The organism is Lysinibacillus sp. CNPSo 3705 (assembly GCF_028674935.1).
GTDB lineage: Bacteria > Bacillota > Bacilli > Bacillales_A > Planococcaceae > Lysinibacillus.
Window position 1 is genome coordinate 64,880 of record NZ_JAQZSD010000016.1, and the last position, 25,848, is coordinate 90,727.

At 36.6% G+C, this 25,848-nt stretch carries 33 protein-coding genes and 1 tRNA gene; 16 read left to right on the forward strand and 18 right to left on the reverse strand.

Going from position 1 to position 25,848, the window contains the following annotated elements:
- Window positions 1–11: 11 nt before the first annotated feature.
- Genes PVA17_RS09290 through PVA17_RS25355 form a run of 4 tightly spaced genes read left to right on the forward strand, consistent with a single transcriptional unit; the run spans window position 12 to window position 3,207 of the window.
- Window positions 12–1,004 (forward strand): FecCD family ABC transporter permease, encoded by a 993-nt coding sequence (locus PVA17_RS09290; RefSeq protein ID WP_274067525.1) that lies wholly within the window; start codon window positions 12–14, stop codon window positions 1,002–1,004.
- Window positions 1,005–2,021 (forward strand): FecCD family ABC transporter permease, encoded by a 1,017-nt coding sequence (locus tag PVA17_RS09295; protein ID WP_274067526.1) that lies wholly within the window; start codon window positions 1,005–1,007, stop codon window positions 2,019–2,021.
- A gap of 4 nt (window positions 2,022–2,025) precedes the next feature.
- Window positions 2,026–2,931, forward strand: a complete 906-nt coding sequence (locus PVA17_RS09300; protein WP_274067527.1) for an ABC transporter substrate-binding protein — start codon at window positions 2,026–2,028, stop codon at window positions 2,929–2,931.
- A 33-nt stretch (window positions 2,932–2,964) separates the two neighbouring features.
- Entirely contained in the window at window positions 2,965–3,207 is a 243-nt protein-coding gene (locus PVA17_RS25355; RefSeq protein WP_369128047.1) for an IS3 family transposase, read from the forward strand.
- Window positions 3,208–3,263: 56 nt separating this feature from the next.
- On the opposite strand, the gene PVA17_RS09305 is transcribed toward PVA17_RS25355, so the two are convergent.
- The 10 genes from PVA17_RS09305 to PVA17_RS09350 all read right to left on the reverse strand — a co-directional run bounded on the left by PVA17_RS09305 (window position 3,264) and on the right by PVA17_RS09350 (window position 12,013).
- A complete protein-coding gene (locus PVA17_RS09305; protein WP_274067528.1) occupies window positions 3,264–4,148 on the reverse strand; it encodes a 5'-3' exonuclease in 885 nt (294 codons plus the stop codon).
- Window positions 4,149–4,319: 171 nt separating this feature from the next.
- The gene (locus PVA17_RS09310) at window positions 4,320–4,859 is read right to left on the reverse strand and encodes a GNAT family N-acetyltransferase (protein WP_274067529.1); all 540 of its coding nucleotides are present in this window, start codon (window positions 4,857–4,859) and stop codon (window positions 4,320–4,322) included.
- Window positions 4,860–4,962: 103 nt separating this feature from the next.
- Complete coding sequence (locus PVA17_RS09315; RefSeq protein ID WP_274067530.1) at window positions 4,963–5,955, reverse strand: agmatinase family protein; 993 nt, start codon at window positions 5,953–5,955, stop codon at window positions 4,963–4,965.
- A 326-nt stretch (window positions 5,956–6,281) separates the two neighbouring features.
- Entirely contained in the window at window positions 6,282–7,307 is a 1,026-nt protein-coding gene (locus PVA17_RS09320; protein ID WP_274067531.1) for a polysaccharide deacetylase family protein, read from the reverse strand.
- Entirely contained in the window at window positions 7,295–8,041 is a 747-nt protein-coding gene (locus tag PVA17_RS09325; RefSeq protein ID WP_274067532.1) for a hypothetical protein, read from the reverse strand. Before PVA17_RS09325 ends, PVA17_RS09320 begins: the two co-directional genes overlap by 13 nt.
- Window positions 8,022–9,695, reverse strand: coding sequence for a GNAT family N-acetyltransferase (locus PVA17_RS09330; protein ID WP_274067533.1), 1,674 nt, complete (start codon window positions 9,693–9,695; stop codon window positions 8,022–8,024). Before PVA17_RS09330 ends, PVA17_RS09325 begins: the two co-directional genes overlap by 20 nt.
- A gap of 124 nt (window positions 9,696–9,819) precedes the next feature.
- The gene (locus PVA17_RS09335) at window positions 9,820–10,062 is read right to left on the reverse strand and encodes a glycosyltransferase (RefSeq protein WP_274067534.1); all 243 of its coding nucleotides are present in this window, start codon (window positions 10,060–10,062) and stop codon (window positions 9,820–9,822) included.
- Window positions 10,052–10,192: a hypothetical protein gene (locus PVA17_RS09340; protein WP_337993607.1), complete on the reverse strand. Its 141-nt coding sequence runs from the start codon at window positions 10,190–10,192 to the stop codon at window positions 10,052–10,054. Before PVA17_RS09340 ends, PVA17_RS09335 begins: the two co-directional genes overlap by 11 nt.
- 268 nt (window positions 10,193–10,460) lie before the next feature.
- A complete protein-coding gene (locus tag PVA17_RS09345; RefSeq protein WP_274067546.1) occupies window positions 10,461–11,042 on the reverse strand; it encodes a sugar transferase in 582 nt (193 codons plus the stop codon).
- A gap of 527 nt (window positions 11,043–11,569) precedes the next feature.
- Window positions 11,570–12,013 (reverse strand): SACOL1771 family peroxiredoxin, encoded by a 444-nt coding sequence (locus PVA17_RS09350; protein WP_248717046.1) that lies wholly within the window; start codon window positions 12,011–12,013, stop codon window positions 11,570–11,572.
- Between the two features lie 313 nt (window positions 12,014–12,326).
- Between PVA17_RS09350 and PVA17_RS09355 the strand changes: the two genes are divergently transcribed.
- Both PVA17_RS09355 and PVA17_RS09360 read left to right on the forward strand, forming a co-directional pair.
- Window positions 12,327–12,998, forward strand: coding sequence for an NUMOD4 domain-containing protein (locus PVA17_RS09355; RefSeq protein ID WP_274067536.1), 672 nt, complete (start codon window positions 12,327–12,329; stop codon window positions 12,996–12,998).
- Window positions 12,999–13,327: 329 nt separating this feature from the next.
- Window positions 13,328–14,014, forward strand: coding sequence for a ZIP family metal transporter (locus tag PVA17_RS09360; protein ID WP_274067547.1), 687 nt, complete (start codon window positions 13,328–13,330; stop codon window positions 14,012–14,014).
- Window positions 14,015–14,054: 40 nt separating this feature from the next.
- On the opposite strand, the gene PVA17_RS09365 is transcribed toward PVA17_RS09360, so the two are convergent.
- Window positions 14,055–15,083, reverse strand: coding sequence for an S-layer homology domain-containing protein (locus PVA17_RS09365; RefSeq protein ID WP_274067537.1), 1,029 nt, complete (start codon window positions 15,081–15,083; stop codon window positions 14,055–14,057).
- A 610-nt stretch (window positions 15,084–15,693) separates the two neighbouring features.
- On the opposite strand from PVA17_RS09365, the gene PVA17_RS09370 reads away from it, so the two are divergent.
- Window positions 15,694–16,593 (forward strand): 3-hydroxyacyl-CoA dehydrogenase, encoded by a 900-nt coding sequence (locus PVA17_RS09370; RefSeq protein ID WP_274067538.1) that lies wholly within the window; start codon window positions 15,694–15,696, stop codon window positions 16,591–16,593.
- 111 nt (window positions 16,594–16,704) lie between these two features.
- Here PVA17_RS09370 and PVA17_RS09375 read toward each other — a convergent pair whose 3' ends face one another.
- Window positions 16,705–16,905: a hypothetical protein gene (locus PVA17_RS09375; protein WP_132361883.1), complete on the reverse strand. Its 201-nt coding sequence runs from the start codon at window positions 16,903–16,905 to the stop codon at window positions 16,705–16,707.
- A 3-nt stretch (window positions 16,906–16,908) separates the two neighbouring features.
- Window positions 16,909–17,493: a sigma-70 family RNA polymerase sigma factor gene (locus PVA17_RS09380; RefSeq protein WP_274067539.1), complete on the reverse strand. Its 585-nt coding sequence runs from the start codon at window positions 17,491–17,493 to the stop codon at window positions 16,909–16,911.
- Window positions 17,494–17,894: 401 nt separating this feature from the next.
- On the opposite strand from PVA17_RS09380, the gene PVA17_RS09385 reads away from it, so the two are divergent.
- The 5 genes from PVA17_RS09385 (at window position 17,895) to PVA17_RS09405 (ending at window position 19,398) form a co-directional block, all read left to right on the forward strand.
- Window positions 17,895–17,965 (forward strand) — tRNA-Cys (locus PVA17_RS09385).
- 41 nt (window positions 17,966–18,006) lie between these two features.
- The gene (locus PVA17_RS09390) at window positions 18,007–18,180 is read left to right on the forward strand and encodes a YvrJ family protein (protein WP_016993736.1); all 174 of its coding nucleotides are present in this window, start codon (window positions 18,007–18,009) and stop codon (window positions 18,178–18,180) included.
- A 78-nt stretch (window positions 18,181–18,258) separates the two neighbouring features.
- Entirely contained in the window at window positions 18,259–18,561 is a 303-nt protein-coding gene (locus tag PVA17_RS09395; RefSeq protein WP_274067540.1) for a hypothetical protein, read from the forward strand.
- Between the two features lie 192 nt (window positions 18,562–18,753).
- Window positions 18,754–18,975, forward strand: a complete 222-nt coding sequence (locus PVA17_RS09400; protein WP_132361889.1) for a hypothetical protein — start codon at window positions 18,754–18,756, stop codon at window positions 18,973–18,975.
- A 138-nt stretch (window positions 18,976–19,113) separates the two neighbouring features.
- Complete coding sequence (locus tag PVA17_RS09405) at window positions 19,114–19,398, forward strand: hypothetical protein (protein WP_132361891.1); 285 nt, start codon at window positions 19,114–19,116, stop codon at window positions 19,396–19,398.
- Window positions 19,399–19,471: 73 nt separating this feature from the next.
- Here the strand turns inward: PVA17_RS09405 and PVA17_RS09410 are convergent, their stop codons facing one another.
- Window positions 19,472–19,969 (reverse strand): GNAT family N-acetyltransferase, encoded by a 498-nt coding sequence (locus PVA17_RS09410; protein ID WP_274067541.1) that lies wholly within the window; start codon window positions 19,967–19,969, stop codon window positions 19,472–19,474.
- 117 nt (window positions 19,970–20,086) lie between these two features.
- Between PVA17_RS09410 and PVA17_RS09415 the strand changes: the two genes are divergently transcribed.
- On the forward strand, window positions 20,087–20,659 hold the full coding sequence (locus PVA17_RS09415) for a DinB family protein (RefSeq protein WP_274067542.1): 573 nt from the start codon (window positions 20,087–20,089) through the stop codon (window positions 20,657–20,659).
- Between the two features lie 29 nt (window positions 20,660–20,688).
- A complete protein-coding gene (locus PVA17_RS09420) occupies window positions 20,689–21,027 on the forward strand; it encodes a CHY zinc finger protein (RefSeq protein ID WP_274067543.1) in 339 nt (112 codons plus the stop codon).
- A gap of 73 nt (window positions 21,028–21,100) precedes the next feature.
- Here the strand turns inward: PVA17_RS09420 and PVA17_RS09425 are convergent, their stop codons facing one another.
- The 4 genes from PVA17_RS09425 to PVA17_RS09440 form a co-directional block, all read right to left on the reverse strand.
- On the reverse strand, window positions 21,101–22,303 hold the full coding sequence (locus PVA17_RS09425) for an alpha/beta hydrolase (RefSeq protein WP_132361897.1): 1,203 nt from the start codon (window positions 22,301–22,303) through the stop codon (window positions 21,101–21,103).
- Between the two features lie 66 nt (window positions 22,304–22,369).
- Window positions 22,370–22,792 (reverse strand): UPF0158 family protein, encoded by a 423-nt coding sequence (locus PVA17_RS09430; protein ID WP_132361899.1) that lies wholly within the window; start codon window positions 22,790–22,792, stop codon window positions 22,370–22,372.
- Between the two features lie 96 nt (window positions 22,793–22,888).
- The gene (locus PVA17_RS09435; RefSeq protein ID WP_132361901.1) at window positions 22,889–23,182 is read right to left on the reverse strand and encodes a hypothetical protein; all 294 of its coding nucleotides are present in this window, start codon (window positions 23,180–23,182) and stop codon (window positions 22,889–22,891) included.
- A 116-nt stretch (window positions 23,183–23,298) separates the two neighbouring features.
- Complete coding sequence (locus PVA17_RS09440) at window positions 23,299–24,147, reverse strand: pyridoxamine kinase (protein ID WP_132362098.1); 849 nt, start codon at window positions 24,145–24,147, stop codon at window positions 23,299–23,301.
- Window positions 24,148–24,337: 190 nt separating this feature from the next.
- On the opposite strand from PVA17_RS09440, the gene PVA17_RS09445 reads away from it, so the two are divergent.
- Together PVA17_RS09445 and PVA17_RS09450 are read left to right on the forward strand one after the other, a co-directional pair.
- A complete protein-coding gene (locus tag PVA17_RS09445) occupies window positions 24,338–24,889 on the forward strand; it encodes an ECF transporter S component (RefSeq protein WP_132361903.1) in 552 nt (183 codons plus the stop codon).
- Window positions 24,890–25,020: 131 nt separating this feature from the next.
- Window positions 25,021–25,461, forward strand: a complete 441-nt coding sequence (locus tag PVA17_RS09450) for a cell wall hydrolase (RefSeq protein WP_132361905.1) — start codon at window positions 25,021–25,023, stop codon at window positions 25,459–25,461.
- Window positions 25,462–25,848 lie beyond the last annotated feature (387 nt).

A 25,848-nucleotide genomic window follows, 5' to 3' on the forward strand; every position in this document is an offset into this window, starting at 1 on the left:
GAGGTGATAAGATGACAATTTGGCACAAATGGATCATGATATCCGTACTTTTAATTATCTGTTTTGCTTCCATTATTTTTGCAATCAGTATAGGGGCTAAAAATATTCCCTTTATCACAGTGTGGACATCCATTTTCCAATACAACTCAGAGGATAATTTACATCAGATCATTTATGACGTTCGATTACCACGAGTGTTAGGGGCCGTATTTGTTGGAGCTGCTTTCGCAGTCGCTGGTACAGTAATTCAAGCAATCACACGTAATCCCCTTGCTGATATAGGCATTTTAGGAATCAACGGTGGGGCAGTACTTCTTGTGACTATCTGTTTTGCATTTTATCCAGCGATTTCCTACGGTTGGCTTACGTTCTTTTCATTCATCGGGGCCGCACTATCGACCTTCCTTGTCTTTTCAATCGGTCTAGTCGCTCGTGGGAATCTTTCCCCTTTAACATTTACAATTGCTGGGGCAGTGATTGCTGCATTTCTACATGCAATTAGTTCAGGTATTGCCATTTATTTTGATTTGAATCAAGAATTGGCTTTTTGGTATGCAGGTGGAGTTGCAGGTGTTACGTGGAGGCAACTTCCTTTATTGATTACTATCGTTATCGTATCCATCATTATTGCAACATTACTTGGTAAGCAATTAACGATTTTAAGTACAGGCCAAGAAATGGCATCGAGTTTAGGTATAAACATTAAGTTCTTACTATTCACAAGTATGGGGGTTATCGTTTTACTTGGTGGTGTTGGAGTTGCAGTCGGTGGTTCTATTAGTTTTGTTGGACTAATTATCCCTCATCTTTCACGTAAATTTATTGGACATGATTACCGTTGGAATATTCCGGTAAGCGCTTTATTAGGGAGTACACTTGTTGTAATCGCTGATTTATCAGCTCGAATAATTTTTGCACCTAAAGAGCTTGCATTAGGAATATTAATTGCCTTTATTGGTGTGCCATTTTTTCTAGTTGTCGCGAAGAAACTGGAGGGAACTTAAATGGCAACAAAGCGAAGAATTCCATTTCTTTTATACATCTCGATCACTTTGATATTCATTTTTCTAACATTTTTCTTTTCAATTAACACCGGAAGCTATCAACTTTCTTTACTAGAAGTGGTGAATAACCTATTTGGTCAAGGGCAGGATCATAATATACTCGTATTATTTGAGTATCGATTACCCCGCATCTTGATTGCATTAGTCGGTGGTGCTGGTATCGCTGTGGCAGGATCATTACTCCAATCCTATACGGGCAACCATTTAGCGGATACTGGTTTATTAGGTCTCCATGCGGGTGCTTCATGTGGATTAATTATATTCATGAGCTTTTTCAGTCAAAAATTTTTATATGCTGAAATTTTAATACCTTTATTCGCCTTTTCAGGTGGTGCTTTGGCCGCCGTTTCGATTGTTTATTTAGCAAAATCAAAAAATGGCGGTATCAATACAAATAAATTGATTTTAATTGGTATTGCTGTATCGGCACTTTTTAATGCAATAACGCTATTTTTATCATTACGTTTAAATAAAGATACTTATTCTTTTGCAGCTAGTTGGTTACTTGGGAATATTTGGGGACGTCATTGGATTCATGTTTCTATTTTAATTCCATGGGTTGCTCTATTTAGTTTTCTTGCCTATCACTTAGCGCATCGATTAAACCTTTTACAAGTTGGAGAGGCATTCGCTCAAACAACCGGAATTAATGTAAAGCGCACAAAAAATAGCGCATTGATAATGGCTGTGGTGTTATCAAGCGTTTCAGTAGCCATCGTAGGTAATATTAGCTTTTTAGGACTTTTAGCGCCACATTTGGCACGCCAATTAGTTGGCAGTGACTATCGCCTCAACCTACCTTTATCTGCATTGATTGGCGCTGGCATTTTACTACTTTCTGATACGATTGGTCGTTCTCTATTTGAAGCAAACCCAATCCCAGCAGGTATATTGGTATCCTTCATTGGAGGACCTTATTTTATTTATTTACTATTAAAAAACAACAGGAGTGTATAACAATATGAAAAAATGGTATTTACCAGTAACTTTAGCTCTATTAACAGCAGTTTTAGGTGCTTGTGGAAATGAAGAATCAACAACATCTAATTCAACAACGAAAGTAGTTGAAGAACAACGTATTGGCTCTTTATCAATTCACTTAACAAATGACTTAATTGCCCTAGATATTACCCCCGTTGGTTCTGTAGTTGGTGGTTCATTAGGTGATTTTTTACCACAAGCAGCTCCATACTTAACAGAAGCTACAAAATATGGCCCTGCAAAAGATGTTGATATGGAATCATTACTTTCCTCTGAACCAGATGTTATCGTTGCAGATGAAGAATTTGCAGCAGCGAATTTAGAACACTACAAAAAAATTGCACCCGTTCAACTATATAACTTAGATGAAGGAACATGGCGTGATCATTTAACATTACTTGGAGAAAAATTCAAAAAAGAAGAATTAGCGAAACAATTTATTGCAGATTACGAAAAGAAAACGGAGGAAGTAAAATCTTTACTTGCTAAACAATATGGTGAAGATGCAACAGCAATGGCAATCCGTGTTACAGATAAAGAATTACGTGTTTTCTCAACAGCACGACCAATGGGCCCAATATTATTTAAAGACTTAAATCTTGAACCTGCTACAGGAATTACAGAAATGGGTACAGAAGAGCCATATCAAGTGATATCAAAAGAAGTTATTGGTGATTACGATGCAGATATTATATTTGTTGTAGTTAATAGCAACGAAGAAGCTGAAAAAGTATACAAAGAACTAACTAAATCATCTATATGGAAATCTCTAAAAGCTGTTCAAAAGGGCCAAATTTTTGTCGTTTCAGATCAACCTTGGTTAGACTATTCAGCTCTTGGGAACTCAATGGCAATGGATCAACTATATGACCAATTAAAAAAATAAAAATATCGTCTACTTACAAGAATACATCTTACAATGCGAAACCCTTCACTTTTCCCCCTAAAACCATATTGTTTCAATGGTTTTAGGGGGATTTACTTTCACTCAGATAGCTGGCCATTCGTCGTGCGTAACGAGAAGGTGCACTACTTATTTTTGTATTTCGGGCTTACGACGAGAACACGTGTAGCAAATTATATGAGATGTTATAATGAGGAAAGAATACAAGAAAAATTAGGCTACTTAACGCCCGTAGAATACGGTTACCAAGCAGCCTAATGGGTGTTTTATGTGTGTCTCAAATGACTAGGTCAGTCCAATATTTAAGGTTTTTATTACAGTGAATATAACGAACGTGCCTGCTTGGCAATTAATGTGTAGCCACGTTCTTCTATTTCTTTGAACGTTTGAGGCTCGTAATTAGGTAATACTAAGCTCGCTAATTCTGCCTCGATTGGTATGTTCGTTTGAATTGTTGCAAGCTCATGTGACAATTTTAGCATGTCTATATTCTCTTTAATTTTCGTGCGTTGACCTGGCTTTAATTCGTCTATCGACGTTAGAACATTTTCGATAGAACCATATGTTTGAATTAACGTAAGTGCCTGCTTTGGTCCAATACCTTTAACGCCTGGGTAACCGTCACTCGTATCTCCCATAAACGCTTTGACCTGTGCAAATTGCATAGGTTGGATGCCATATTCCTCTTGAAAACGCGTATGCGTATAAACGTCATATTCTGTGTAGCCTTTTTTCGTAAAAGCAATTTCCGCTGATGGTCTTAAAAGTTGCAGTAAATCCTTGTCTCCGCTAATTACCGTAATGTCAGCCTCATCTTGAAACTTTGTAATCATTGAGCCAATTAAATCATCTGCCTCCATCCCTTTAACACCGAAATTTTGCCAGCCCATTTGTTGCGATAAATTTTTCGCCATATCAAATTGCGGTAGCATTTCCTCTGGTGGTGATGGACGATTAGCCTTATAGCCATCAAATAATTCGTTACGGAATGTATGTGCACCCATATCCCAACAAACAGCAAGATGGGTTGGCTTCATAATAGATTGTGCCGTTAATACATGACGGACAAATCCTTGGGCACCATTAGAAGGTGTCCCATCCGCCAGGCGAATATAATGCCCCATCGCAGCCGATGCAAAAAATGAACGGAATAATAGCGCCATGCCATCCACAATTAAAAGTTTTGGTTTTGTTGTCATATAAATAGTCCTCTCTATTACAATACAATAATTGTATTCATCTATAATACTTTTATGAAGCATTGTCTATTATAGCAAACTATATGACAACATCTACAATATATAGCATAGTGTTAATTTTATGCAGTACCTAAACTTTCATCAATTATGCCCGGCATAATCATCATTTTATTAGAGAGCGGGGTATTCTGTTTTTAAAAGCCCATAAACATCAACGTCTTCATATGTATCCACTAAAAATCTATGTTGTCTCAATGTTCCCTCTTTGCGTAATCCACACTTTTCTAACACCCTAGACGATGGTTTGTTTCTAGCAATGGCAGATGCCCAAATTTTGTTAAGACCTAGTTCGATAAAACCAAAATGAATCATGCTGTTTACAGCTTCGGTTGCGAAACCTTTCCCCAAATAATCCTGACCAAGCCAATAGCCAAGTTCACCTCTATTGTTGACCTTGTCAATTCTTAACGTAATCGTACCTATTATTTCTCTCGATTCTTTTGAAACAATTGCTAGAGGGTATTCGACTCCCCGTTTTAGAAGTTCTGGATGCATATCAATCCAATCTTGTGCGAACTTCAATTCATATGGGTACGGAAGTCCAAGAATATTGGCTAATCTTTTGTCATTAGCCAATTCTTTGATTCTGAATGCGTCATCCATAGTAAAAGGTTCTAAACATAGACGCTCGGATTCTAATTTTATCACCATATTTCCTCCCCCTTAAGCCCCTTCAAAAACGATAATTTTATAGGCCATTTAAATTGATTGCATCATACTTTATGACCTGCGTGAGAAATCGATTTTTACTAGATTATTTACTGACACCTTGGACGTTATTTTTTTGAATGCGATTGCGGTAATCCAGTCGAATACCTGTTAGCCATTGTAAAAATGCTGTCACACCCATTTTCACTGTTTCGGGGCGTAGGTCCCCCTCCTTTGGATCGGCATAGACAAAGTCAATATGGCGGACTCCTTCATTTTCTCCAATGAGCTTTAGAATATCAAATAATTCATAGGCCGTTAATCCACCTGGTGTTGCAGCAGGTACATCTGGGGCGAATGTAATATCGAGCACATCCAAATCAACAGATACATAAATACGATCTACCTCATACATAAGCTGACGGAGCATTTCACGAATCGTTAATTGTATGCCATCACGACGCATTTGCTTTAACGTAATCATATGTATTCCTTGTTCTTTCGCGTAGTGAATCATTTCTGGTGAATTAAAAAAGCCGTGTAACCCGACATTATAAACATGTTTCCCCTCTACAACGCCTGCTGCAATGAGCTGCTGTATTGGAGAATCCATAGCTAAGCCAATTTCCTCCTGATTCCGAGCATCCAAATGCGTGTCAATTTGAATAATCCCTATGCGATCCTTTGGAAAAGCATTCTTTATTCCTCTAAGAGAGCAAGCTGTTATCGCATGATCTCCACCTATCAGACACGTGAAACTTTTAGAATATGCGGTGCTTAAACTTTCAGCTGCAGCTTCTATAGCAGACTCTGAAAGCATTCTATCCGTCTCATGGATGGCCACATCACCTACATCAACGACTGCTAACGTACGCAAATCTACTTGCTCATCTAAATTATAAGATTGAAAACTTGGCCAAGCCTTTCGAAATGCTGTTGGATACAGCGCTTTTTCGGATCGTTTACTAGCATACGATAATAAAGCACCGTACAAAATAATATCTACATCATTTGGAAGTGGATTTTCTTTTTGCTTCACCCATTGATGCATAGCTGAACCATTTTCTTGCTTATATTGCCATTCTGGTTGAATAAACATGTTAACCGACCGCCTTTACGTCATTTTTATATACTATCTTTAAATATTTCCAATTCATATCAGCTGGGCGTCCAATGTCGAATTAAAGTCAATTGCCCTATACTTTTTTATTGATCCTATAAATATACCTAGTAAAATATTTTCCACATTAATAGTACCATTAGTACATACAATTTCGTCAAAGTTCGGTATTTTCCCTCTTAATTTCTTAAAAAATCTATATACTCCATTTACCCCTTTACACACAAAAAGTAGCAAACTAAGCCATTTTCTAGTTTGCTACTTTTTATGTTTGATTCAGCAGGGTTTTCTTCCCCCACTGATTATTAGTCTTCACCTATCGTGCTTTTGCGGGATAAAGTTTGGCAAAGCTCTGCGACCTCGTGCATCGTATAGCTTTGAAAGTTATATTGATGACGCAATTCCTGATAATACTGTAAAAGTTCCTCAAGCATCGCTAAATTTTTTTCGATGTTCTTGCCAAAATTATGAGGGTGCCACCATAAATGATAAAAGGCTTTAGACCTTGCAGCTGCATGCATTCCCTCTTTTATACGTTGGACTTTTAAGCCTTCAAAAAATCGCAAAGGTCTACAATAGGGCCTTAAAAATGCACTTGAACGAATGTTAATAAAGGAATCCTTTTGCATTTCTTCTAGCGTTACTAGATGATTTCCCGTTATATTAACATAGCTATCCAGCCATTTTTTTGCAGCTAATAGCCGACCTTTTCTCGTAAATTTTTGAGGATCGTACAACGGATGTTTTTCATTTCCTCGATAGCATACAAATCCTACTTCCTTACATGCCGGGAAATAGGCTTCATTCACTTGATTACGCGGAAAGACAATCGATTTCATCGGTCCGATATTTTCTTCACAAATCATGGCAGTAGCATGTAAATCTGCACGAAAATTTGCTTCAGTTTGTCCATTTTCTAAACAGTAAAAATGTGAAAATGTATGACTGCCTATTTCTTGGTGTGGCGTACGTTTAATCTTCTCAATTAAGGATTTGCCGAAATGTAAAAGGTCCTCTTGCTCATTTTCTCCTACTTTTGCAAGTTGTGTATGTGCTGCGTAGCGCATGTTTTTATATTTTATTGGAATACCTCTTAAGTAGTGAGCCATTTCAGCTTTTGTTTCTGCAAACAATAGACCTACTGTTGCCCAAGTCGCATGAATGCCATACTGTTCAAACAACTCTAGTATTTTAGGCAATGCTTCACGGACGCCATATAAATTTTTATTGTATTGTCCGTGCTTAAATACATCGTGGACACCCCAATTTAGCTCAAAATCCAATGATATGACAAGACCTCCACGATTTACTTCAATAACTACTTCCTCCATTTTTGCACGCCCAGTAACAGTGCACGTATTTTGGATTGGGTAATGTAACCGGAATATACATCGACGACTTGTCCACCAAAACCTAGTTTAAACGCACGAACATTTTGATCATCTGTCAGCTTCCCCATATCGTATAACACAAAGCCTTGCTCCTTTAAATGCAATAAATTATGCCATAGTAAGAAACGATTTGCATATCGAATTGGTCGTATTAAATGCTCTGGCATTGATTGAGAATGACAAGTCGCTACATAATAGGACATCGCTTTTTTAGCGTATATAATATCGAGTCTATAGCATAGTGTTTGTCCACAAAAACTGCGAATCTCAGACAACCATAGTGCTCCTTTATTTTTTAAAAGCGTAATAGCTTCCATTTGAGACTTACTAATTAGCTCGAGTTTTTTTCTTTTTGCGAAGTTATTATAAAACTGTTGAAAGGCTCGTAAATTGTCATCTGATGGTTCCTTATAAATAAAAACTTGATAGGACTCTTTTTGTGCACGACGAAGAATTTTCCGATTACTTTCTGAAAGAGCAAGATATAATGATAACTCACTATCTGTAAGGTGAATATGAACCGTTTTACTTTTAACAAGCTTTCGGCTTGGTACAAGTGAATTTGTATAGCCAATAACCTTCATTGATTTTCTAACATTAGCTGGCTTCTCTACGAAATAAAAATGCTGCATTGCGATATTCCATCGCTTACTTTTAATGGACAGAATGAACATCGCCCCCACTTTCTGTGTATTTTTCTACATGATTTCGCTCATAACGAGCACATTTAAAATGTTTCATTCGAGAAATACGTTTATAGCCTAGCTGCAATAATTGTTTACGCTTTCGCCATTGCCAAAATCTCGCAGTAACCCAAAGTGTTTGTGCAGGTTTCATTTTTTGGAAAAAGGCTGTAATAATATCGATATTTTTATAAACATCATAGGTTAAAAAATATGTCTGCTTTGGCAATGCTTCAACAATTTGCAAATCATCTACATGCCAGTTCATCGCATGTAATGCAAACGCAGGTTTATTCGTTTCTGCATAAGAATCTTTGTAAATCGTGTATCCCTTATAAAATAGAGAAATAATTTCTTCCTTATCGAGTTGCATCGCCTCCTGTATCGACAACTCCTCAAACAAATCTCCTACAGGTCGTTGCGGTGTAACATTATCTGATGGGGATAATTCATACAAATTCACTTGCTTAAAACGAATAAATTTTTCTACGAATAGTTGTCCATATTCTAGCCAATTTTTTACTTTCCCATACTTTACTAAGTAACGTAATTGACCTAGAGTATTGCGTTTCCATTCCACGACACGATGATTACCTTTTAAAAATTCCTTGAGCCGTTCCTTCAGCGTATAGCTACTTGCCAATAGCCTTGCTCGCTTCGTTCCACCGCTTACGAGCATACGCCTCGTAAAATCAATATTAGAGCGCCAATCGAACTTATACGGCTCATAGCCAATACTCATATCGAACAAGCGATAGTTTTCAGAATAGGCTCGCTTAATCGTTTCTTGATTCACTAATCTGTTAGGCCCGAATATAGTAAATGTTGGCTCATGTGCAAGTGCGTAAGTTACATAACGTCCACGACAGCAAATTCCGTATGTGAAGGCAATCCATCGGTCTTCAAAAACAAGTGCGTCTACCTCCACTTGCAATGCCTCCCCTTTAAGAAGCGTTAACTGTTCGAAAAAGTCCTTTTTCTTCCCTTTCGTAAAATCACTTGTATCTATTTTTGTAGCCCACCGTCGATCAAATAATCTAAACATTTGCCAAAGTTCATCTCGCGAAGGGATTTTCCTCGTTAAGGAGCCTAATTTTTGTAGCTTCCGTTCTCTGCTGTCCATACCATGCATTGTTCTCCGTTGATTGAAGTAGTTAGGAATATCTACATCATGAAAGGCAAGATACGGAGTCACTACACGAAAAATACTTGGACGTAACTGCCTTTCAACAAAATATTGCTCAATGACCTTTGTAGAGTCTTTGCTTTCCAATAATCCATGAAATGAAAATAGTACATGTTTGTACTTTTCAATGAGTTGATCAAACACAAAGGTTATAACGGGCAACAGCCATTCTTTTTTTGCTACAACACCTGAATAATTCGCCATATTCTCTCCCGCAAAGGCATAAATTCGTACTCCCCACCGAAGTCGAACTCTGAAGGGGAAAAAGGCAATGATCGTACCATTTTCTTCAACAGCATAGAGCTCGACACGCTCTCTTCGTCCAATAATTTGCCACCAGATATAAAACCAAGCAAATTCTATAAATGGATTATCATTGTCCTCAGATGCTAAAATTTCATCCCAAATATCCTTATACCACATAAGCTCATCATCAGTTCGAATGCGAATTAATTGCAAATTAATCACCTTTCTTAGCCGATTTTAATACAGCCTATTCGTAGATAAATAGCGTTTTCTGATACATTAGTAGAAACGCGGCGTTCACTTGCGTCCCCATTTTTTGACGTAAGTGCTCATCTTGTTAAAGTCTTTTCTTTAGTAAATCGTTATCATCTCGATTAATTAAATCGGAAATTAACTCATTGACACCGCCCACATTCGTAGCTTTAATCGGAAGTCCTGCTCGCATTGCTTCAATAATTGAAATCGGTAAGCCCTCCCAATCTGATAACAAGACAAATACATGACTTTCCTCAACTAAGGATGTGACATCCAATTGATTGCCCAAAAATGAAGCACGATTTATTAAACCTTTATCGGGCAATAAATTCTTCTAAACGTGGGCGCAGTGAGCCATCACCGATCAATTGCAAACGCAAAGGTACATCAGAAAACTCCGCTAAAGCCTTTAGCAATAAATCCTGTCTTTTTGGCACTTCAAAACGAGCAACCATCACGATTAATGGATGCTCCTCATCTCTTTTATAGGTACTACTTGCTTCTCTATTTGATCGCTGCCATTATGAATGTCAGCATTTTATGAGCAGGAGCAATTTCGCTGCATAGCTGAAGCGCCACAGTGACGGATCATAAAGGCCTGCTACAATAGTTACCTCGTGACTGTCTTGCTTTAATTTTATGGCGAGTGCCTCCATATGCTTTTACGCTCCTCCAATCTTATCCATACGTGAAAGATCTTCAGAACTTAACACTCCTTAATTGTTAATAAGCACCTGTTCGAGCTAAAACTACGAAAATTGTTTTGATGATAATTTTAAAATCCATCCAAAAAGAATAACGATCAACGTATTCTAGGTCATAAGAAATTTTTTGTCCGTGAGAAATGTTAGAGCGGCCGTTAATTTGAGCAAGACCTGTTAAACCAGGCTTTACTTCTAAACGCCGTGCCTGTAAAGTGTTATAAGCATTTGTGATGGACGGAACTTCTGGACGTGGTCCAACAATACTCATATCTCCTTTTAAAACATTAATGAGCTGTGGAATTTCATCAATACTAAACTTGCGAAGAGTGGCCCCAACTTTTGTGATCCGTGCATCCTGTTCAGTTTTAAAAAAATAATCATCCGGAATTCCGTCTGCACACATAGTAGGCATATTCACTGGAACTGCTTGTATAGTCATTGTCCGCAGCTTCCAAATAACAAAGCGGTGATGATCCTGTCCAGTACGGATTTGTTTAAAAAAAACTGGGCGGCCTGTGCTAATAAGTAAAACGAGGAATACAACTAACATAAGAGGAATAGTAATGAAAAGTATTAGGAGTGCCCCCGCAATATCAAACATTCTTTTCCCGTACTGACTATAAAATTTAATAGTCTGAGCTGACTGCTCGTGCAACACATCATCCTTCGCATTTTTTTACCACTTAACTTTATATATTCATTTGGGACATTTATAGAACTACTTTTGAAGAAGCAATCGATAATATGTAGAAAAAAGGGTCAACACCATAACGTGGGTTGATTTCCGTTCCAGTTAGGGCCTTTCTTGGGGATGTCGGGGAAACAAGGTTTATTGCGCGAAAGTGAAGCGTCAGCGGCAATGTTTTGACTGCGCGAAAGCGAAGCGTCAGCGGCAATGTTTTGACTGCGCGAAAGCGAAGCGTCAGCGGCAATGTTTTGTTTTGACTGCGCGAAAGCGAAGCGTCAGCGGCAATGTTTTGACTGCGCGAAAGCGAAGCGTCAGTCAATAAGACGCAAAGTCTTCACTCCAATCTGCCTACTAAAAATGCATACATGAAAAAAAGGAGTTATTTCAAAATCATTTTTGAATAACTCCTCCTATTTTAGCATGAATAGAGATGTTCCCTTTTACCCTTGTATAATCTGTACTTCGCATGTAATTTGAACATTTCCTTTTAACGCTTTACTAATCATACATGTTTGTTCTGCCTTCTCAGCTAAGCGATTAATTCTTTTTCGTTCTCGCTCAGATAAATTTTGTACAATAATTTTTGGCTTATGCACGATTTTCTCATAAGTAAAAACTCCGTTTGTGACATCAACAAAGCCTTCAGCTTGCATAGACAAATCCAACACAGCAATCCTCGAATTTTCAAGTAATGTAGCCAGTGTAATTAAATAGCAGGTTGCTGCCGCTCCTAGCAGCATTTCATCAGGATTTGTCCCCATCCCTGGCCCATTCATTTCTCGAGGAATAGAAATTTTCGTATTTAGATTGTCTGCAACAATAGTACCCGTCCCATTTCTCCCCTCCGACCATTGTAAATTCATAGTAAATAAATGTTGAACCATAAATAAATCCTCCTTTTGATTATATTGGGTACGAGTAGAGCATTTACTTTAGGGACCTTTTGCTCCATCACTTAACTCAGTTTTCTTCGTTACCGACCAATTCTATTATCTGCCTAATCAGTTTGCAAGTTTTAAAGTATTTTTATGGAAATGGAAGATAGTCGCTCCTTCGGGATCAGCGTACGACAAACACAATTCTTCCCTTGGCCTAAAAAATTTTCAGTGCAATAATAAAACATCCAATATTTAAGAAAAACAGGAAAACTAATTTTATGGTAAAATAGAAAAAACAATTCTTTAGGAGATTTAAAAAATGATTTTAACAAAGCAACAAGCAATACAAGCACTTAAAAAGAACAAATTTATCGGTTTTACTACTAAAACAGGAAATATTATTATGAAGAAGATGAATAAAACCGATTATAATATTTTTGTATTTGAAGAAGGCAAAGATAAACCAGTCCGTTATGTAGGTTCTATTATGAACATCATGGCGACAATGAGCGACAAAGCTTCTAACAAGGATTTCGTTATTGTGGAACAGCTTTCAACTCAAAATAAAGAAGAGGCTGAATCTGTAGAGAAAGATGACATCAAAGAAGTAGTGGAGTCTACAGAGAAAGCTGAGATTAAAGAAACTGCTAAACCTGCAGAAAAAAATGAAGCAAAAAAAGAAAAAGTAGAAAAATCAGCTGACTTCGATGAAGAAAGACGTGCTATTTCAGGTTACGAAGGCTTATATGATGTTACGGCGAGCGGTCGAATCATTACAGTACGTGAAAATCGCCCATTAGCTCGATGCAACGATGAATATGGTTTCCATATTGTTCGACTAACAAAAGAGGGTACTGCTTCAAGTCACAATGTATTTGAACTTTGGAAACAGGCATACCCTGAACTTGAACAAACTAATTTTAAAGGTGCCTTAAAAGCGAAATATGGTACAGGCTGTAAGCTAAGCGATAAACCAGGTATTCACTTTTAACCCTTTTAGTGAGTGTCACGAAATTTTGCAGCAGCATAATTGAATATAAACCCCGAGCGTCGATACATTGACGCTCGGGGTTTTTAAATTATGGAAAGGAACCTATTATAATTTGCGATTAATATCTATTCCGGTTTGATCACGCAGATTTCGATAATAAAGCCCCTAATAATAGATTTATCGATAAATTAACCTCTTACTTTTTAGTAATTCAAACAACGGACCTTTTTCTAAAACTTACGACTATCATATTCGTTTCTACTTAGCATATATTTTTTAAAAACAGCTTAAAGAATATATAGGGTGGAGGAATTTTGCAGTTGAGCGCAATGATACTTGGTGGCTTTCTTTTTTTTAGTGCTAGCATTGGAGGAGCTCTAGCTTGGGTATTCTCTAGGCTATTCAAGCATACAACTCATGGATTATCCTTATTATGTGGTGGATTTTTAGTTGGCTTACTTGTTGTAGACGTCATTCCTTCTTCTTTTCAAATATACAAATCATTTGGCCTGTTACTTGGCATTTTGTTAGGCTACTTAATGTTTGAAGTTCTTAATAGTTTATTTCATACCTCTCATACTCAAAATCCCTCAGTATCTCTATTGGCAATCGCAATCATTATCCACACTATTCCGATGAGTCTTACTGTCGGACAGCTGTTAGGGAAAGCCTCACTAAGTATTGCCATAACAGCTTCTATTATTCTACATCATCTACCAGAAGGCTTTGCACTTTCTACAGCATTACTATCACAAGGAGAACGGCTTTGGAGACTCTTTATTTATTTTATAGCATTTTCGATTTTCTTTAGTGTTTTCATACAGATCGGCCAATATTGGGAGTTATCTGATAAGGCACAAGGTGTACTAATGGGCGTATCGATTGGGTTAATAGCAACAGCCAGTATTTCAGAATTTATTTTGCATCATATTCGGTCAGTATCAATAAAATCACTTATAGCCTTCGTTTTATTAGGTTATTTATTAAGTCACGTATTTCATATGCTAGTCGAATAAAAAAGCAATCCACCCCATATTGTGGATTGCTTCTTTTAAATTACTTTTCTTCACCAATTAACATTAATGTTAGTGATAGGATTTTAGCAAACTGTGCACGTGAAAGATTACCTTTTGGATTAAATTGACCGTTTGCTCCATCGATTACACCTAATTGCTTTAATAATCCGATTGATTCAACAGTTTCCTTACGCATTTGGTTTTTGTCTGCAAATGGGTTAATTTTGCTAACCTTACTTACATCAAATTCCTTTCCTTCTAGGAATCTTGCAGTTACAAATGCCATTTCCTCACGTGTAACAGGTTTATACGGCTCAAAATTAACACCATCAAAAATATCAATTATGCCATATTCCTCTAAAATCGCTACTTCCTTTGCACCTGGGTATTTTGCCAAATCTTTATATGTAGCAGGACCTTCATAATCTTCCTTCACATCTAATCCTGAAGCACGGAAAATCATAGAAACTAATTGTCCGCGTGTTACTTGACCATTTGGAGTAAATGTTGTAGCAGATGTACCTTTAATAATGTCTAATTGGAACAATAATTGGATATAGCCCTCTGCCCAATGTCCAATAGTATCTGTGAAGTAACCACCTGGTTTTAACACAAGATCCTCTTCCTGAATTGGTCCAATAATATCATTCAAATCCTCATCAGCTAAAGCTTGCCATTTCCCTTCAGCATATACTTCCGCCTTAAATGCATTTCCAGATGGAGTAAATCTCATTTGAATAGAGTCACCGAAAACCTCTTTAAATTCTTTTTGTTCTTGTGCACTCATTTCAGTATTTTTCAATAGTGCTTGTAACGAAATCTTTACTGTCATATTATTTTTCGTCGTTACTAACGTTATCTCTTTATCTTCATAAGATAATTTGGAAATTACTAGTGTCTTATAAAGATCTTGGTATGTCATCTTTTGCACCTGTTTAGTCGCTGCAACTGCCTGTTTTGGGTGGATAATACTAGAAACATCTACAGTTTCTTGAGCATTTGCTTGTAATCCAAAACCTCCTGTAAAACATGCAATACTAAGCGCACCAGCTAAAAACGTCTTTTTCATTATACTTGCCCCTTTCCATTCATAAATTCAGTGTACTAAAACAACCGTTAGTAAATCTATAAAAATATGTAAATTATTCAAAATTATAAAAAAGTCCTATTTTCTCAGAAATATAAAATTACTAAATCTTCAAAACTATCCAGAAGTATATTACATAATTTCTACAATGCATCAAGTACTTTTTTCAATAAATCCAACGAAAAGTACTATTATTCTTCGTTTAGAATAAACACCCTATCATAAATATGCTTTATGCCTCCTTTTATTTATGCAGAAAAATTAGTAAATTAGTTTATTCTTTAGTAGGTATAAAGTAGATAGCCGTTGAAATTATACTTTTAAGGGACTCGAATCCATTAATAGTCATGCAATAAAATATAATGAACGCCAAATGGACAAAGCATTAGCAGCTATTGAACATTAAATGTCACTCTCTCGGGTGACGTTTTTTACTTTTGGGGAAATTAATATAGTCATTATATCGTTATAATAATTGAGGCTTTCATTTGATTTTTCAATATTAGAAGAAGTAGTATGGAGGTGTAACAAGGGATACAACACATACCCTTACAATTATATTAATGTAACATTATCGAAGGAGGAATTTAGGATGAATTATCAAAATATTACAGTTGCAGGTAGCGGTGTTCTAGGTAGTCAAATTGCCTATCAATCAGCTTTTAAAGGATTTAATGTAACCGTATACGATATTAATGATGAAGCATTAGCAAATGCACAAGATCGTATCACAAAATTAAAACCTTTATACCAACAAGACTTAGGTGCGACGCAAGAAGAAGTTGATGCTGCATATGCACGTTTATCATTTAAAAGTGATTTATCAGAAGCGGTTGCAAATGCCGATCTTGTGATTGAGGCGATTCCTGAAGTTGTTAAAATTAAAACGGAATTTTACACAAACCTTGGCAAAGTTGCCCCTGCTAAAACAATCTTTGCGACAAACTCATCTACATTATTACCAAGCCAATTTGCTGAAGCAACTGGTCGTCCAGAGAAGTTTATAGCGCTTCACTTTGCAAATACGATTTGGAAAAACAACACAGCCGAAATTATGAAGCATCCAGGCACTGATATGAAAGTGTTCGATGAAGTTGTAGAATTTGCACGTGCAATCGGCATGGTTCCACTTCCATTATATAAAGAACAACCAGGCTATATTTTGAATTCATTACTAGTTCCATTTTTAGATGCTGCTGAATCACTATTAGTAAAAGAAGTAGCAGACCCAGAAACAATCGATAAAACATGGATGATTGGAACAGGAGCACCACTAGGTCCATTCGCCATCCTTGACATTGTCGGCATTAACACTGCCTTCAACATTGTAGAGGCAAAAGCCGCTGCTACAGGTGAAGAAAACTTTAAAAAATTAGCCAATCTCTTAAAAACAGAGTATATCGATAAAGGCAAACTAGGTCGCGCAACAGGCGAAGGTTTCTATAAATATCCAAACCCAAACTTCGCAAAGCCTGATTTCCTAAAAGGCTAATTAATTAATAAAACGATGTACATAGTGTCTTCACTATGTGCATCGTTTTTTATTTCAAGGTGTTGGAATTTAGGTTGCCGGGTAGCCACCCGAAACAACCGGGTATAAAGTTCACGAGAAAAAATCCCAAAAACTAGGTGCATCCTGAAATTCTACTGTTGCCAGCTTCTCTATAATTTTTAATTTAATTTCTTGTTCCAAGTCTTCCCTTTCCTGAAAGTCTGTATTGTGCAAACATTGTTTTATTTTCGGTATGAAATTCTCTATAATCGTTAGCGTCTCTTCATTGTATTGATTTTCTAAAATCGCCATATATTATTCCCCCTTTTTGCTGAGTGTATTTTTGAGTTTATTTAAAGCCTTCCTATGAAGGTTTGATATATTCTGCGGTGTAGTTTGTAATGTGTGAGCTATTTCTTTTATAGAAAGCTCTTTTACATAAATCATCTCTAATATTTGAAGTTGTTTAACCGTTAGTTTTTGCAAAGACTTTAAAAGCAGTTCATCTTCAATATTGTCAAATAATCCTCCATCAACTATATGATCCAGTTCAATTTCAACGCTTGCATCTTCTATTAGCTCTTTCGCGGTCGTGCCGCCTTCTTCTGATAAGCCCTTATCTAATATTAATAAAGCACGATTTTGTAGCCTTCTCCTTTTTTTATCAAAATCTAAGCTAAAAAAATAAATTAAATTACTGACATATTTGATTTTCCTAACATTTATATAGTGAGATTGGAAAGATTCATCGACAAGTTTCTTATTTTGTTCGGTTGGATATAAGATCGCCTTTTGCACCAAATAAAGATTATTGGAATCCGACAAAAAGCTTTTTATGATTGGATTGTTAATCTGCGCATTATTTCTATAGAAGAATTCCTCTATTTTTTGTTTCTCCATTTAACTTCCCTCCAATACTTCCGCCTTCTTTCTATTTAAAGTGAATGTTGTATCTATATTATAAACCAAAATAAGAACAAATGTTCTTAAAAAGAATAAAAAAAAACACCTTTTATACAAAAAAGGTGATTTAATCCAACTCTTTCAAATATCTAAAATAGCTTTTATTTTTTCTGGCTGAATTATGATCAGCGACTATTAAAGTAAATGGGATAGCACTACTATTAAAATGCTTAAACTCCTTTAATACGTGCTCTTCATTAATATCTTATTGACATACGTAATATTATTTTCTTGTAACCCTAACACAATAGTGACATTCCTCGCTTGAAATAATTTTTTTACAGGAAGGTTGTTTTTATTATAGAAGGATCCTCTTTACATAGTACGGTTACAATTTTGGTGATATAGCCAAGCGGTAAGGCAAGGGTCTGCAAAACCTGAATCCTCGGTTCGAATCCGAGTATCACCTTATATTACTAATTTGGAGTAAGAGGGAGGGTGATTTACATTATGACACCAGAAAATGTTCCAATTTGGATTAGCCTAATAGGAAATTTTGGATTCCCTATTGCCATTACAGTCTATCTATTCATTCGCTTTGAAAGGAAAATAGATAAATTAGAAGCGGTCATCATGGAATTATCGGAAGTTATTAAATCTCTTAATTACAAAAAAGGAGGGTGAACGACATAGAAATTGAAAAATTAATGGCGGGTGTTCAAACATCTGCTAAAATTTAAATGAAGGGTGGGAGGGTCTAAATTGGGAATTGTATTAGTTGCTTTGGGATTAGTATTGGTACTAGGAGTAGCTTTTATGGTAAGTCTCGGTAAATCGAATAACAAGAAATATATAATTTGGGGAATAACTATGATGTTAGTAATTGCTCCTTTATTCTCAGGGGTTGTTTCTATTCTGTATGGGAGATATGAAGGTGAGGGATTTGCGGCGATCGCACTAATGATGGTCATGTTTCCACTTCTATTTTTAACGGGACTTGTGCTTCTTCTTTTAGGAATTTTTAAAAAAGGAAAAGCTAAATCTATTAAGCCAACGGATGCGTAACAGCTTTTATTGCTTTTCATATTTAACGCTTATATTTATTATTGTGCAGGTAATTGACTTACGCTTGATTTCCTACTAACTCGCGTTGGTGGGTGTATTATTTTCTTTCACTTTTTATTTTGACCAGCATGTAATTAATTGCCAAAAAGGTTATCTCTTCTGTATGATTGTAAATAATGGGAGGGGAAATTTATGATAGCCTACAGGAGAATTGCTGTACTATATTTTCTTATTATGTTCCTTAGCATTTTTATTGCAACACAAGTGAACAGTATATTAACTGGTGTATTGGTTCTTGCTTTTTTGTATTGGTTGTTTATTGGTTTTCCTTATTTACTACAAGAAAAGGTAAAGTTTTTCGAGATATGTTGGCATTGGTTAACGAAAGGTGGAAGAATAGGTCCTAGAAACTAAAGATTTATACATTCATTTTACTGAATATTCTGATGAATAAACTAAGGAATGTGATCAAATCCTGGAAGCTTACATGCTTTATCAGATTTTTATTTTAAGCATACTATACAACTATAAAGGGATCGATTGGAGGCAATTATGATTAGCAACAATAAAATTGCAAAGGTCAATATTGTGCTGGCAATTTTACTTGCTTTAGGTATCACCTATAATTATTTTTACAACCATGTACCAATTCAAATTGAACTCTTAGGCAATTTAGGATTTTGGCTAGTATTCCCATTATCAATCATCAATATAGTACTGAGCTTAAAACTACTGAAAAATAAAACGGGTAATGCTAGTAGTTACGTCACTTTTACGATTGCTGTCATTCTTTTAATCATTGCTTTATTTTTATTGTTTCATTGGACCACGCCATAAAAATCAAAAAAACTCCAAGGGTAAAAGCTCTTGGAGTTTTCGCTTTAGCTGTTCAAACATCCACTGAAATAAGTTATAGATACAAAGCCATATAATCTTCATCAAAATATTGCTGATCTATTTTTAATGCCCTTTTCTCTGTTCCAAATACCTCAAACCCTAAAGAAGAATACAGTCCTTTTGCTGAAGCATTCGTTGATACAACTGTTAGATGAAGCTGTTCAACCCCCTTTAACTCCCTCGCTTTGTTAATTACTTCGACCATTAAACGCTTACCAATACCAAGCCCGCGCTTTTTCGGAGAAACATACACCGCAAAGACGCTCGCTTTATGCTTTAACTTAAGCTTACTTTCCCGCACTAGCGTCGCAACGCCCACTAATTGTTCATGATCAAAAACCCCTAACGTAAAAGAGCCCTGAGATTCAAATCTGCTGGCAAACAGCTCAATCGGATTATCCTTTTCCTCCTCAAAGCTAGAGCCAAATGCTTCAGGATTATTTTGTAGCGCTTCTAATCTTAAATTCCGATAGGCTTCAGCGTCTGCAGCTATTAAAAGTCTACTATTCATTTTTATCCCTCCTACGATACTTTCCATTTTTATCGCCAATTCTTAATCGTTTTTTATATACTTCCACAAGATAGTTTCCTAAAATGGAAATAACAGTACAAAGGAGAAGGCTAAAATATGAAATCTAACAGTATGGCGCATCATTTTCATCTATTACAAGAGCAGCGAATTCACTATTTACCTTGCATTTATTCACTCCAAGAGGAACAACTATGGCACCGCGAAAAAGAAGAAAAATGGTCTATCGGTGAACATTTCTATCACCTTTATCTAATCTTAAAAATGCTGAAAACAGCAACAAAGTTTTCCTTACTACTGACGCCTTACGCAAAAATGCGAAGAAACAAGCCTTTCGCTACAGAAATACATGATATATACGAGGAATATAAAAACAAAAAAGGAAGCGGCATGAGGGCACCAGGAATATTAGTGCCTCCCTCCAAAATACGTTTTACGCTAAGCAGCGACGACATCGAACAATTACTAGTAAACGAAACGAGCGCAATGCAAAAATTAGTAAAAAATATTGAGGAGGATATTGCCGGGCATATTGTCTTTCCAGACCCTATTGCTCACTACCCTAACCTTATTCAATCTATCCAGCTACTTGCCATCCATGAAAAGCATCATTTTACAATAATGACGGCGCAATATAATCGATTGATTGCATCAAGTGAAGTTTTAATTTAAGCGTTTTAAAATGAAAAGAGGTTTGACATATGAAGATTCTAGGAAATGTTATTGATGATCAAGGAAGATGTAAGCACTATTTTAAAAAGCAAGATACCATTTCAATTAAATTTAAATGTTGTGGGGAGTATTATCCTTGCTATAAATGTCATGAGGAAAATTCAAATCATAAAATTCAGCCATGGAAGAAAGAGGACTTTCATGAAAAGGCAATATTTTGTGGTGTATGTAAAAGTGAATTAACGATTCATGACTATATGAATCACACAAACTGTAAACATTGTCATACTCTTTTCAATCCAAATTGCAGTAAGCATTTTCATATATATTTTGAGACGGATAATAATAATTCTACATGTACTTTCTAAATATAAAAGCCTTTGAAGGATGATTAATTCCTGCAAAGGCTTTTCCTATTATAACTGGAGCTACGCGTAATGATTATTGATTATATTTTTGAAGAAATACTTTTACTTTCTCCTTGGCAAATTGCGTGCTCAAACTACCTGGATTTGCATCAAAGCCATGATCGACCTTTGGAAGAAGATAAAGTTCGTGCGCTACACCACTTGTAGTCAGTTTCTCATCCAAGATGTTCGCCTGCTCTACAGGAACAATACGATCACCCGTCCCTAAAAACATAATAGTTGGGGGCGTTTGTTCATGGATATAGCTTATAGGGGAAAGCATCTTATAACGCTTAGGGTAATCGGATGGTGAACCTCCAATGTACTTATCCATAACATCTTGGACATAATTCTTACTTGGATTGTTGTTGTAAAACGCAGTCATATCTGACGGCCCATACATGTTAATCACTGCCTTGATCGGTACATCCGGAACATCCGTTGATGGCAGTATATACTTATCTCCCAAACTATATGCAGCAAGCATAGCTAGATTTCCCCCAGCAGACTCTCCCATTAAAATGATTTTGTTCGGATCAATCTTATACGTATCTGCATTTTGCACAATCCAACCAATCGCCGATTTAACATCCCCTACTTCATCTTTCCAACCTGCTTCAGGAGGCATACGATATCGGATATCAAAAACAGTGTACCCTTGATCATTCATCCACTGATTCCAGTCTTGCACTTGGCCTTTATCTCCACTTACCCAACCACCACCATGCACTTGAACAATGACCGGTGTTAAAGCATCCTCTGATTTTTTCTTCGCTGGCCACACATCAAGCTTTAGTTCAATGCCGTCCGCAGTTTTCCCATACACCACATCTACACTAGGTTTTGTTGAGATAGTTTGTTTATAAAAAAAATGTGAGCTAAGAGCAACCGATACATTCTCGCTTTTAGCATAGCTTTTCATTTTACTAATTGGCTGCACAGTTAAAAGCATTAATAACAACAAAATAGGAAATAACACTGTAAGAGCAATGAAGGTTTTCTTCCAAAAAGAAAGAGCTAATAAAACGATTATTATTAATGCTGTCACTACTAGAATAATTGGAAATATAGAAGCTCCCCATGCAAGGAGACTCATTATTTTATCCATATTACTCGGGTTAAAAATATAGTAGGCCACTATAATAATAATAAAACATACTACCACAGAGAGGATTGTGAGTAGCCACTGAAGAAAACCTCTAGGTCGCCAATTGAAATTTGCTTTTGTCTGATTCATCTTTTGAGAATCCCCCATACCACACGTTTTATACTGTTGCCCTACCTCATTTTATGCATTTAATATTCAAATTACTTTATTGCTGTCTTCAATTTCGGAAAACTCTTCTAACCACTCTGTCATTCTACACATAGCATAATCCTGTTCATATTGGTACCAATGATTTTCTATGCCTAGTTCATTAATCATTTCTTTAAAAAATCGAAATGGCTTATTTCTGTTAAGTACATTGATTAAATGAAGCTTAATCGGATCTGATTGTTTTTTAGCAAAATTAACCATAACATCATACATCTCAGACGATGTAACGTTTGGAATCATCACCAAATCCGCAGCCACTTCCTCATCATCCCAATCAATCCCAGGCTCACCAGTTATAAATTCTGGCGCATCCAAAAGAATTTCACCTGTTCGACGATTTAACACATACGACATGTCATTATCATTTCCATTTAAAAATGCATCCACAAGTTCATCTAGAAGTTTCAATTTCCTCACCTCATTTTAGTTTTACACACAGGGATAGAATACTTAAGCTCAGTCAAAAATTGCATAAAAAAGAGCCGAAAAAATTCGATTCGGCATTTATTCAAACATTCCTATACTGAGCTCCCTACAAAATGATTCTATCGTGTCACGCTCTTCTTTTGGCAATGCTTCGTACTCAACCAGATATTGTGCTGAAAAGTCTTCTAGCTCCTTATAACTGACTTCTCTTGTCAGGACGATTCCATTGACCTCATTAGCCAATTCGTTTGCCGCCACAATATCCGTAAACGCAAAGGCTTGTTCTTCGTCATCCGTAAATGTAAGAAGGTCAATTTCCCCCTGGTAATAGCCATTATCTACTTGCACTACATAATATCTAATTGAATCCATTATACACCTCCCTAATTCATGATTTTTATTATTACCTCTTTTCATAAAAAATCCATCCCTTATCAATAAATGGATGAATACTCATGTCACAACGCAGTTATAAAAAACCTGAATTTCTAAAGCAGCATTCGTAAAAACGTTTCAAAGTTCACGCCTGCTTCACGTGGAATTTGCGCCTTTGATGTCGCTTCAATTGAAGCAGCCAAAAATGTTTCGGCAAGTTTCATTGACTCAACTAAATCCTGTCCACGCATCATACCACCCATAATGACGGATGCAAACAAATCACCCGTGCCTGAATAGCTCTCACCATTGTATTCTCGGACGCTAGAAAACGAACGATGTGCATCGACATACATATTGCCTACATAGCGCTTAGTCGCATCTGCTGGCGGCGGATTCAAACCAGTAATAATAACGTTCGCTTTAGTTTCCTGCTGCAGCTGATGGCCCGCTTCCTCTATCGCCTGAAGATAATCTGAATCGTCCTGATAGCTCTGTAGCTTCTCGTATGACAAACCTGTAAGCAAGCAGCATTCTGTAATATTTGGCGTAATAATATCTGCACATTTCACGAGCGCCTTCATACGATCAAGCAACTCGCCAGTATACATTTTATACACCTCGCCCAAATCGCCCATTACCGGATCGACAAGCAGCGTTGTTTCACTCGAGTGGAAGACGTTTAAAAACCGAAAGATATTATCGATTTGCTCCTTCCCTGTCACAAAACCAGTGTGAATACCGTCAAAGGTTGCTCCAAGCTTACTCCACTCATCCACAAAGTAGTCCATCTTTGACGTTAAATCCTCACAATAAAAACTCGAATACCCCGTTTGCGCGGTTAATATTGCCGTTGGTAATGGCACCGCCTGAACACCCATCACTGACAGCACAGGCATCGCAGCCGTTAACGAGCACTTCCCAAAGGATGACATATCTTGAATTACAGCAACTTTTTTCATCATACTCTCCACCTAACTAATCCTGCTTGTATTCTCTCATCGTATCATAATTAGCTAGATGCGGAAATGCACTCCGTTATAGAAAAACTAACTGACCTTTAATATTTTTATCAAATTGGCACTTTTACGATAGTCAGTCCTTTGCTAAAGTAAAAATTATTAAAAAATTCATCCTAGCGAGGACATGCAAATGCAAAATATACAAAGTCAATCCTATACAAAACCACGCACAAAAACCTTTGATTTAGTCATTACTTCCATTCTTGCAGCACTTGTTTTCGTCGCGACAATGTTTATTAATATAAAGCTACCATTCGGGCAAGGTGGACTTATTCACTTAGGAACATCCATGCTTTTGATCACGTCGATTTTATTTGGTCCTAAAAAAGGGGCACTTGCTGGAGCAATCGGAATGGGCTTATTCGATATCGTAGGTGGTTGGTTAATTTGGGCGCCAACCACAATTATCTCCCGCGCATTACAAGGCGCCATCGTTGGGAAAATCGCTTGGTCTAAAGGACATAGAGGCGACGACATCCGATTAAACATTTTAGCAGCCGTTGTTGCTATGCCCGTGATGATGGGCGTTTACTATATCGGGCAAGCGATTATGTTCAAAAGCTGGGTTGCCCCGATGGCATCCATTCCAGGAGACGTCATCCAAAACGTTGTTGGCTTAATGATCGCAATTCCAGTATGTATCGTGATGAAAAAAACACCGTACTTCAAAAAGAATTTCTAATAATAAACACGCCATCTTCCTGTTTTGTCGACAGCATCGATGGCGTGTTTTTTCGATTATAAAACTATTGTTAGAATTTCACATGACAATAATGAAGGCTTTTTTTCATACTATATGGTGGAGGTGAAAAAATGCCAAGAGTAAAGTATATAAATTCCGACATTGACCTAGTGGCAAGGATGATGAGAGCAGAAGCGGAAGGTGAAGGAAACCAAGGAATGCTATATGTTGGCAATGTCATTGTGAATCGTGTGATAGCAGAATGTCCAGACTTTAAAGATTTAAGAACGATTAATGATGTTATTTATCAGGTACAGGGAGGAAATTATTCTTTTGAAGCTGTTCAAAAAGGCAATATGTTTTACCAAAGAGCCCGACCTAATGAAAGAAGATTAGCAAAACTAACGCTGGATTATTGGAGACAACATCCAGCGAAATTCGCACTTTGGTATTTCAATCCATACGCACCATGTCCGCCAACATGGTACGGTCAACCTTTTACTGGTCAATTTAAAAATCATTGCTTCTATGAACCAGCACCTGATACATGTGAAAGTGTTTATCAAGGATAGGTAATCATTTTGCGTTTTGGTAATGTTATTGTGACTTGCGCTTAAATAAAGAGGGAACTTCCTGAATACCAGGTGTTCCCTTTAAAACGACATATGTGTTTCATCAGAGCAAATCTCGGATTGAAGTCCGACTCCGTTTAAAATTCATAAACTTAAAAAATGTTAATGCTACATTTACAGTCACTTTATGTATGAAGACTTCAGGAACCGAACCATCATCTACTTTAATACATTGTTTATAAGACCGCCAAGTACATAGTTACACGTAATCCATACTACCAATTATATAAAAAATAACTTACATTAATTCAGTATATTTGTTTATATCACTCTCATTATAAAATTTTAGTATCTTCAATGAATCAAACACTGCTAGTGATAACATAT

Coding starts and splice junctions, on each gene's coding strand:
- PVA17_RS09290 (WP_274067525.1), top strand. CDS start 12: ATGACAATTTGGCACAAATGGATCATGATATCCGTACTTTTAATTATC.
- PVA17_RS09295 (WP_274067526.1), top strand. CDS start 1,005: ATGGCAACAAAGCGAAGAATTCCATTTCTTTTATACATCTCGATCACT.
- PVA17_RS09300 (WP_274067527.1), top strand. CDS start 2,026: ATGAAAAAATGGTATTTACCAGTAACTTTAGCTCTATTAACAGCAGTT.
- PVA17_RS25355 (WP_369128047.1), top strand. CDS start 2,965: ATGCGAAACCCTTCACTTTTCCCCCTAAAACCATATTGTTTCAATGGT.
- PVA17_RS09305 (WP_274067528.1), bottom strand. CDS start 4,148: ATGACAACAAAACCAAAACTTTTAATTGTGGATGGCATGGCGCTATTA.
- PVA17_RS09310 (WP_274067529.1), bottom strand. CDS start 4,859: ATGGTGATAAAATTAGAATCCGAGCGTCTATGTTTAGAACCTTTTACT.
- PVA17_RS09315 (WP_274067530.1), bottom strand. CDS start 5,955: ATGTTTATTCAACCAGAATGGCAATATAAGCAAGAAAATGGTTCAGCT.
- PVA17_RS09320 (WP_274067531.1), bottom strand. CDS start 7,307: ATGGAGGAAGTAGTTATTGAAGTAAATCGTGGAGGTCTTGTCATATCA.
- PVA17_RS09325 (WP_274067532.1), bottom strand. CDS start 8,041: ATGTTCATTCTGTCCATTAAAAGTAAGCGATGGAATATCGCAATGCAG.
- PVA17_RS09340 (WP_337993607.1), bottom strand. CDS start 10,192: ATGGTTGCTCGTTTTGAAGTGCCAAAAAGACAGGATTTATTGCTAAAG.
- PVA17_RS09345 (WP_274067546.1), bottom strand. CDS start 11,042: ATGTTTGATATTGCGGGGGCACTCCTAATACTTTTCATTACTATTCCT.
- PVA17_RS09350 (WP_248717046.1), bottom strand. CDS start 12,013: ATGGTTCAACATTTATTTACTATGAATTTACAATGGTCGGAGGGGAGA.
- PVA17_RS09355 (WP_274067536.1), top strand. CDS start 12,327: ATGATTTTAACAAAGCAACAAGCAATACAAGCACTTAAAAAGAACAAA.
- PVA17_RS09360 (WP_274067547.1), top strand. CDS start 13,328: ATGATACTTGGTGGCTTTCTTTTTTTTAGTGCTAGCATTGGAGGAGCT.
- PVA17_RS09365 (WP_274067537.1), bottom strand. CDS start 15,083: ATGAAAAAGACGTTTTTAGCTGGTGCGCTTAGTATTGCATGTTTTACA.
- PVA17_RS09370 (WP_274067538.1), top strand. CDS start 15,694: ATGAATTATCAAAATATTACAGTTGCAGGTAGCGGTGTTCTAGGTAGT.
- PVA17_RS09375 (WP_132361883.1), bottom strand. CDS start 16,905: ATGGCGATTTTAGAAAATCAATACAATGAAGAGACGCTAACGATTATA.
- PVA17_RS09380 (WP_274067539.1), bottom strand. CDS start 17,493: ATGGAGAAACAAAAAATAGAGGAATTCTTCTATAGAAATAATGCGCAG.
- PVA17_RS09390 (WP_016993736.1), top strand. CDS start 18,007: ATGACACCAGAAAATGTTCCAATTTGGATTAGCCTAATAGGAAATTTT.
- PVA17_RS09400 (WP_132361889.1), top strand. CDS start 18,754: ATGATAGCCTACAGGAGAATTGCTGTACTATATTTTCTTATTATGTTC.
- PVA17_RS09405 (WP_132361891.1), top strand. CDS start 19,114: ATGATTAGCAACAATAAAATTGCAAAGGTCAATATTGTGCTGGCAATT.
- PVA17_RS09410 (WP_274067541.1), bottom strand. CDS start 19,969: ATGAATAGTAGACTTTTAATAGCTGCAGACGCTGAAGCCTATCGGAAT.
- PVA17_RS09415 (WP_274067542.1), top strand. CDS start 20,087: ATGAAATCTAACAGTATGGCGCATCATTTTCATCTATTACAAGAGCAG.
- PVA17_RS09420 (WP_274067543.1), top strand. CDS start 20,689: ATGAAGATTCTAGGAAATGTTATTGATGATCAAGGAAGATGTAAGCAC.
- PVA17_RS09425 (WP_132361897.1), bottom strand. CDS start 22,303: ATGAATCAGACAAAAGCAAATTTCAATTGGCGACCTAGAGGTTTTCTT.
- PVA17_RS09435 (WP_132361901.1), bottom strand. CDS start 23,182: ATGGATTCAATTAGATATTATGTAGTGCAAGTAGATAATGGCTATTAC.
- PVA17_RS09440 (WP_132362098.1), bottom strand. CDS start 24,147: ATGAAAAAAGTTGCTGTAATTCAAGATATGTCATCCTTTGGGAAGTGC.
- PVA17_RS09445 (WP_132361903.1), top strand. CDS start 24,338: ATGCAAAATATACAAAGTCAATCCTATACAAAACCACGCACAAAAACC.
- PVA17_RS09450 (WP_132361905.1), top strand. CDS start 25,021: ATGCCAAGAGTAAAGTATATAAATTCCGACATTGACCTAGTGGCAAGG.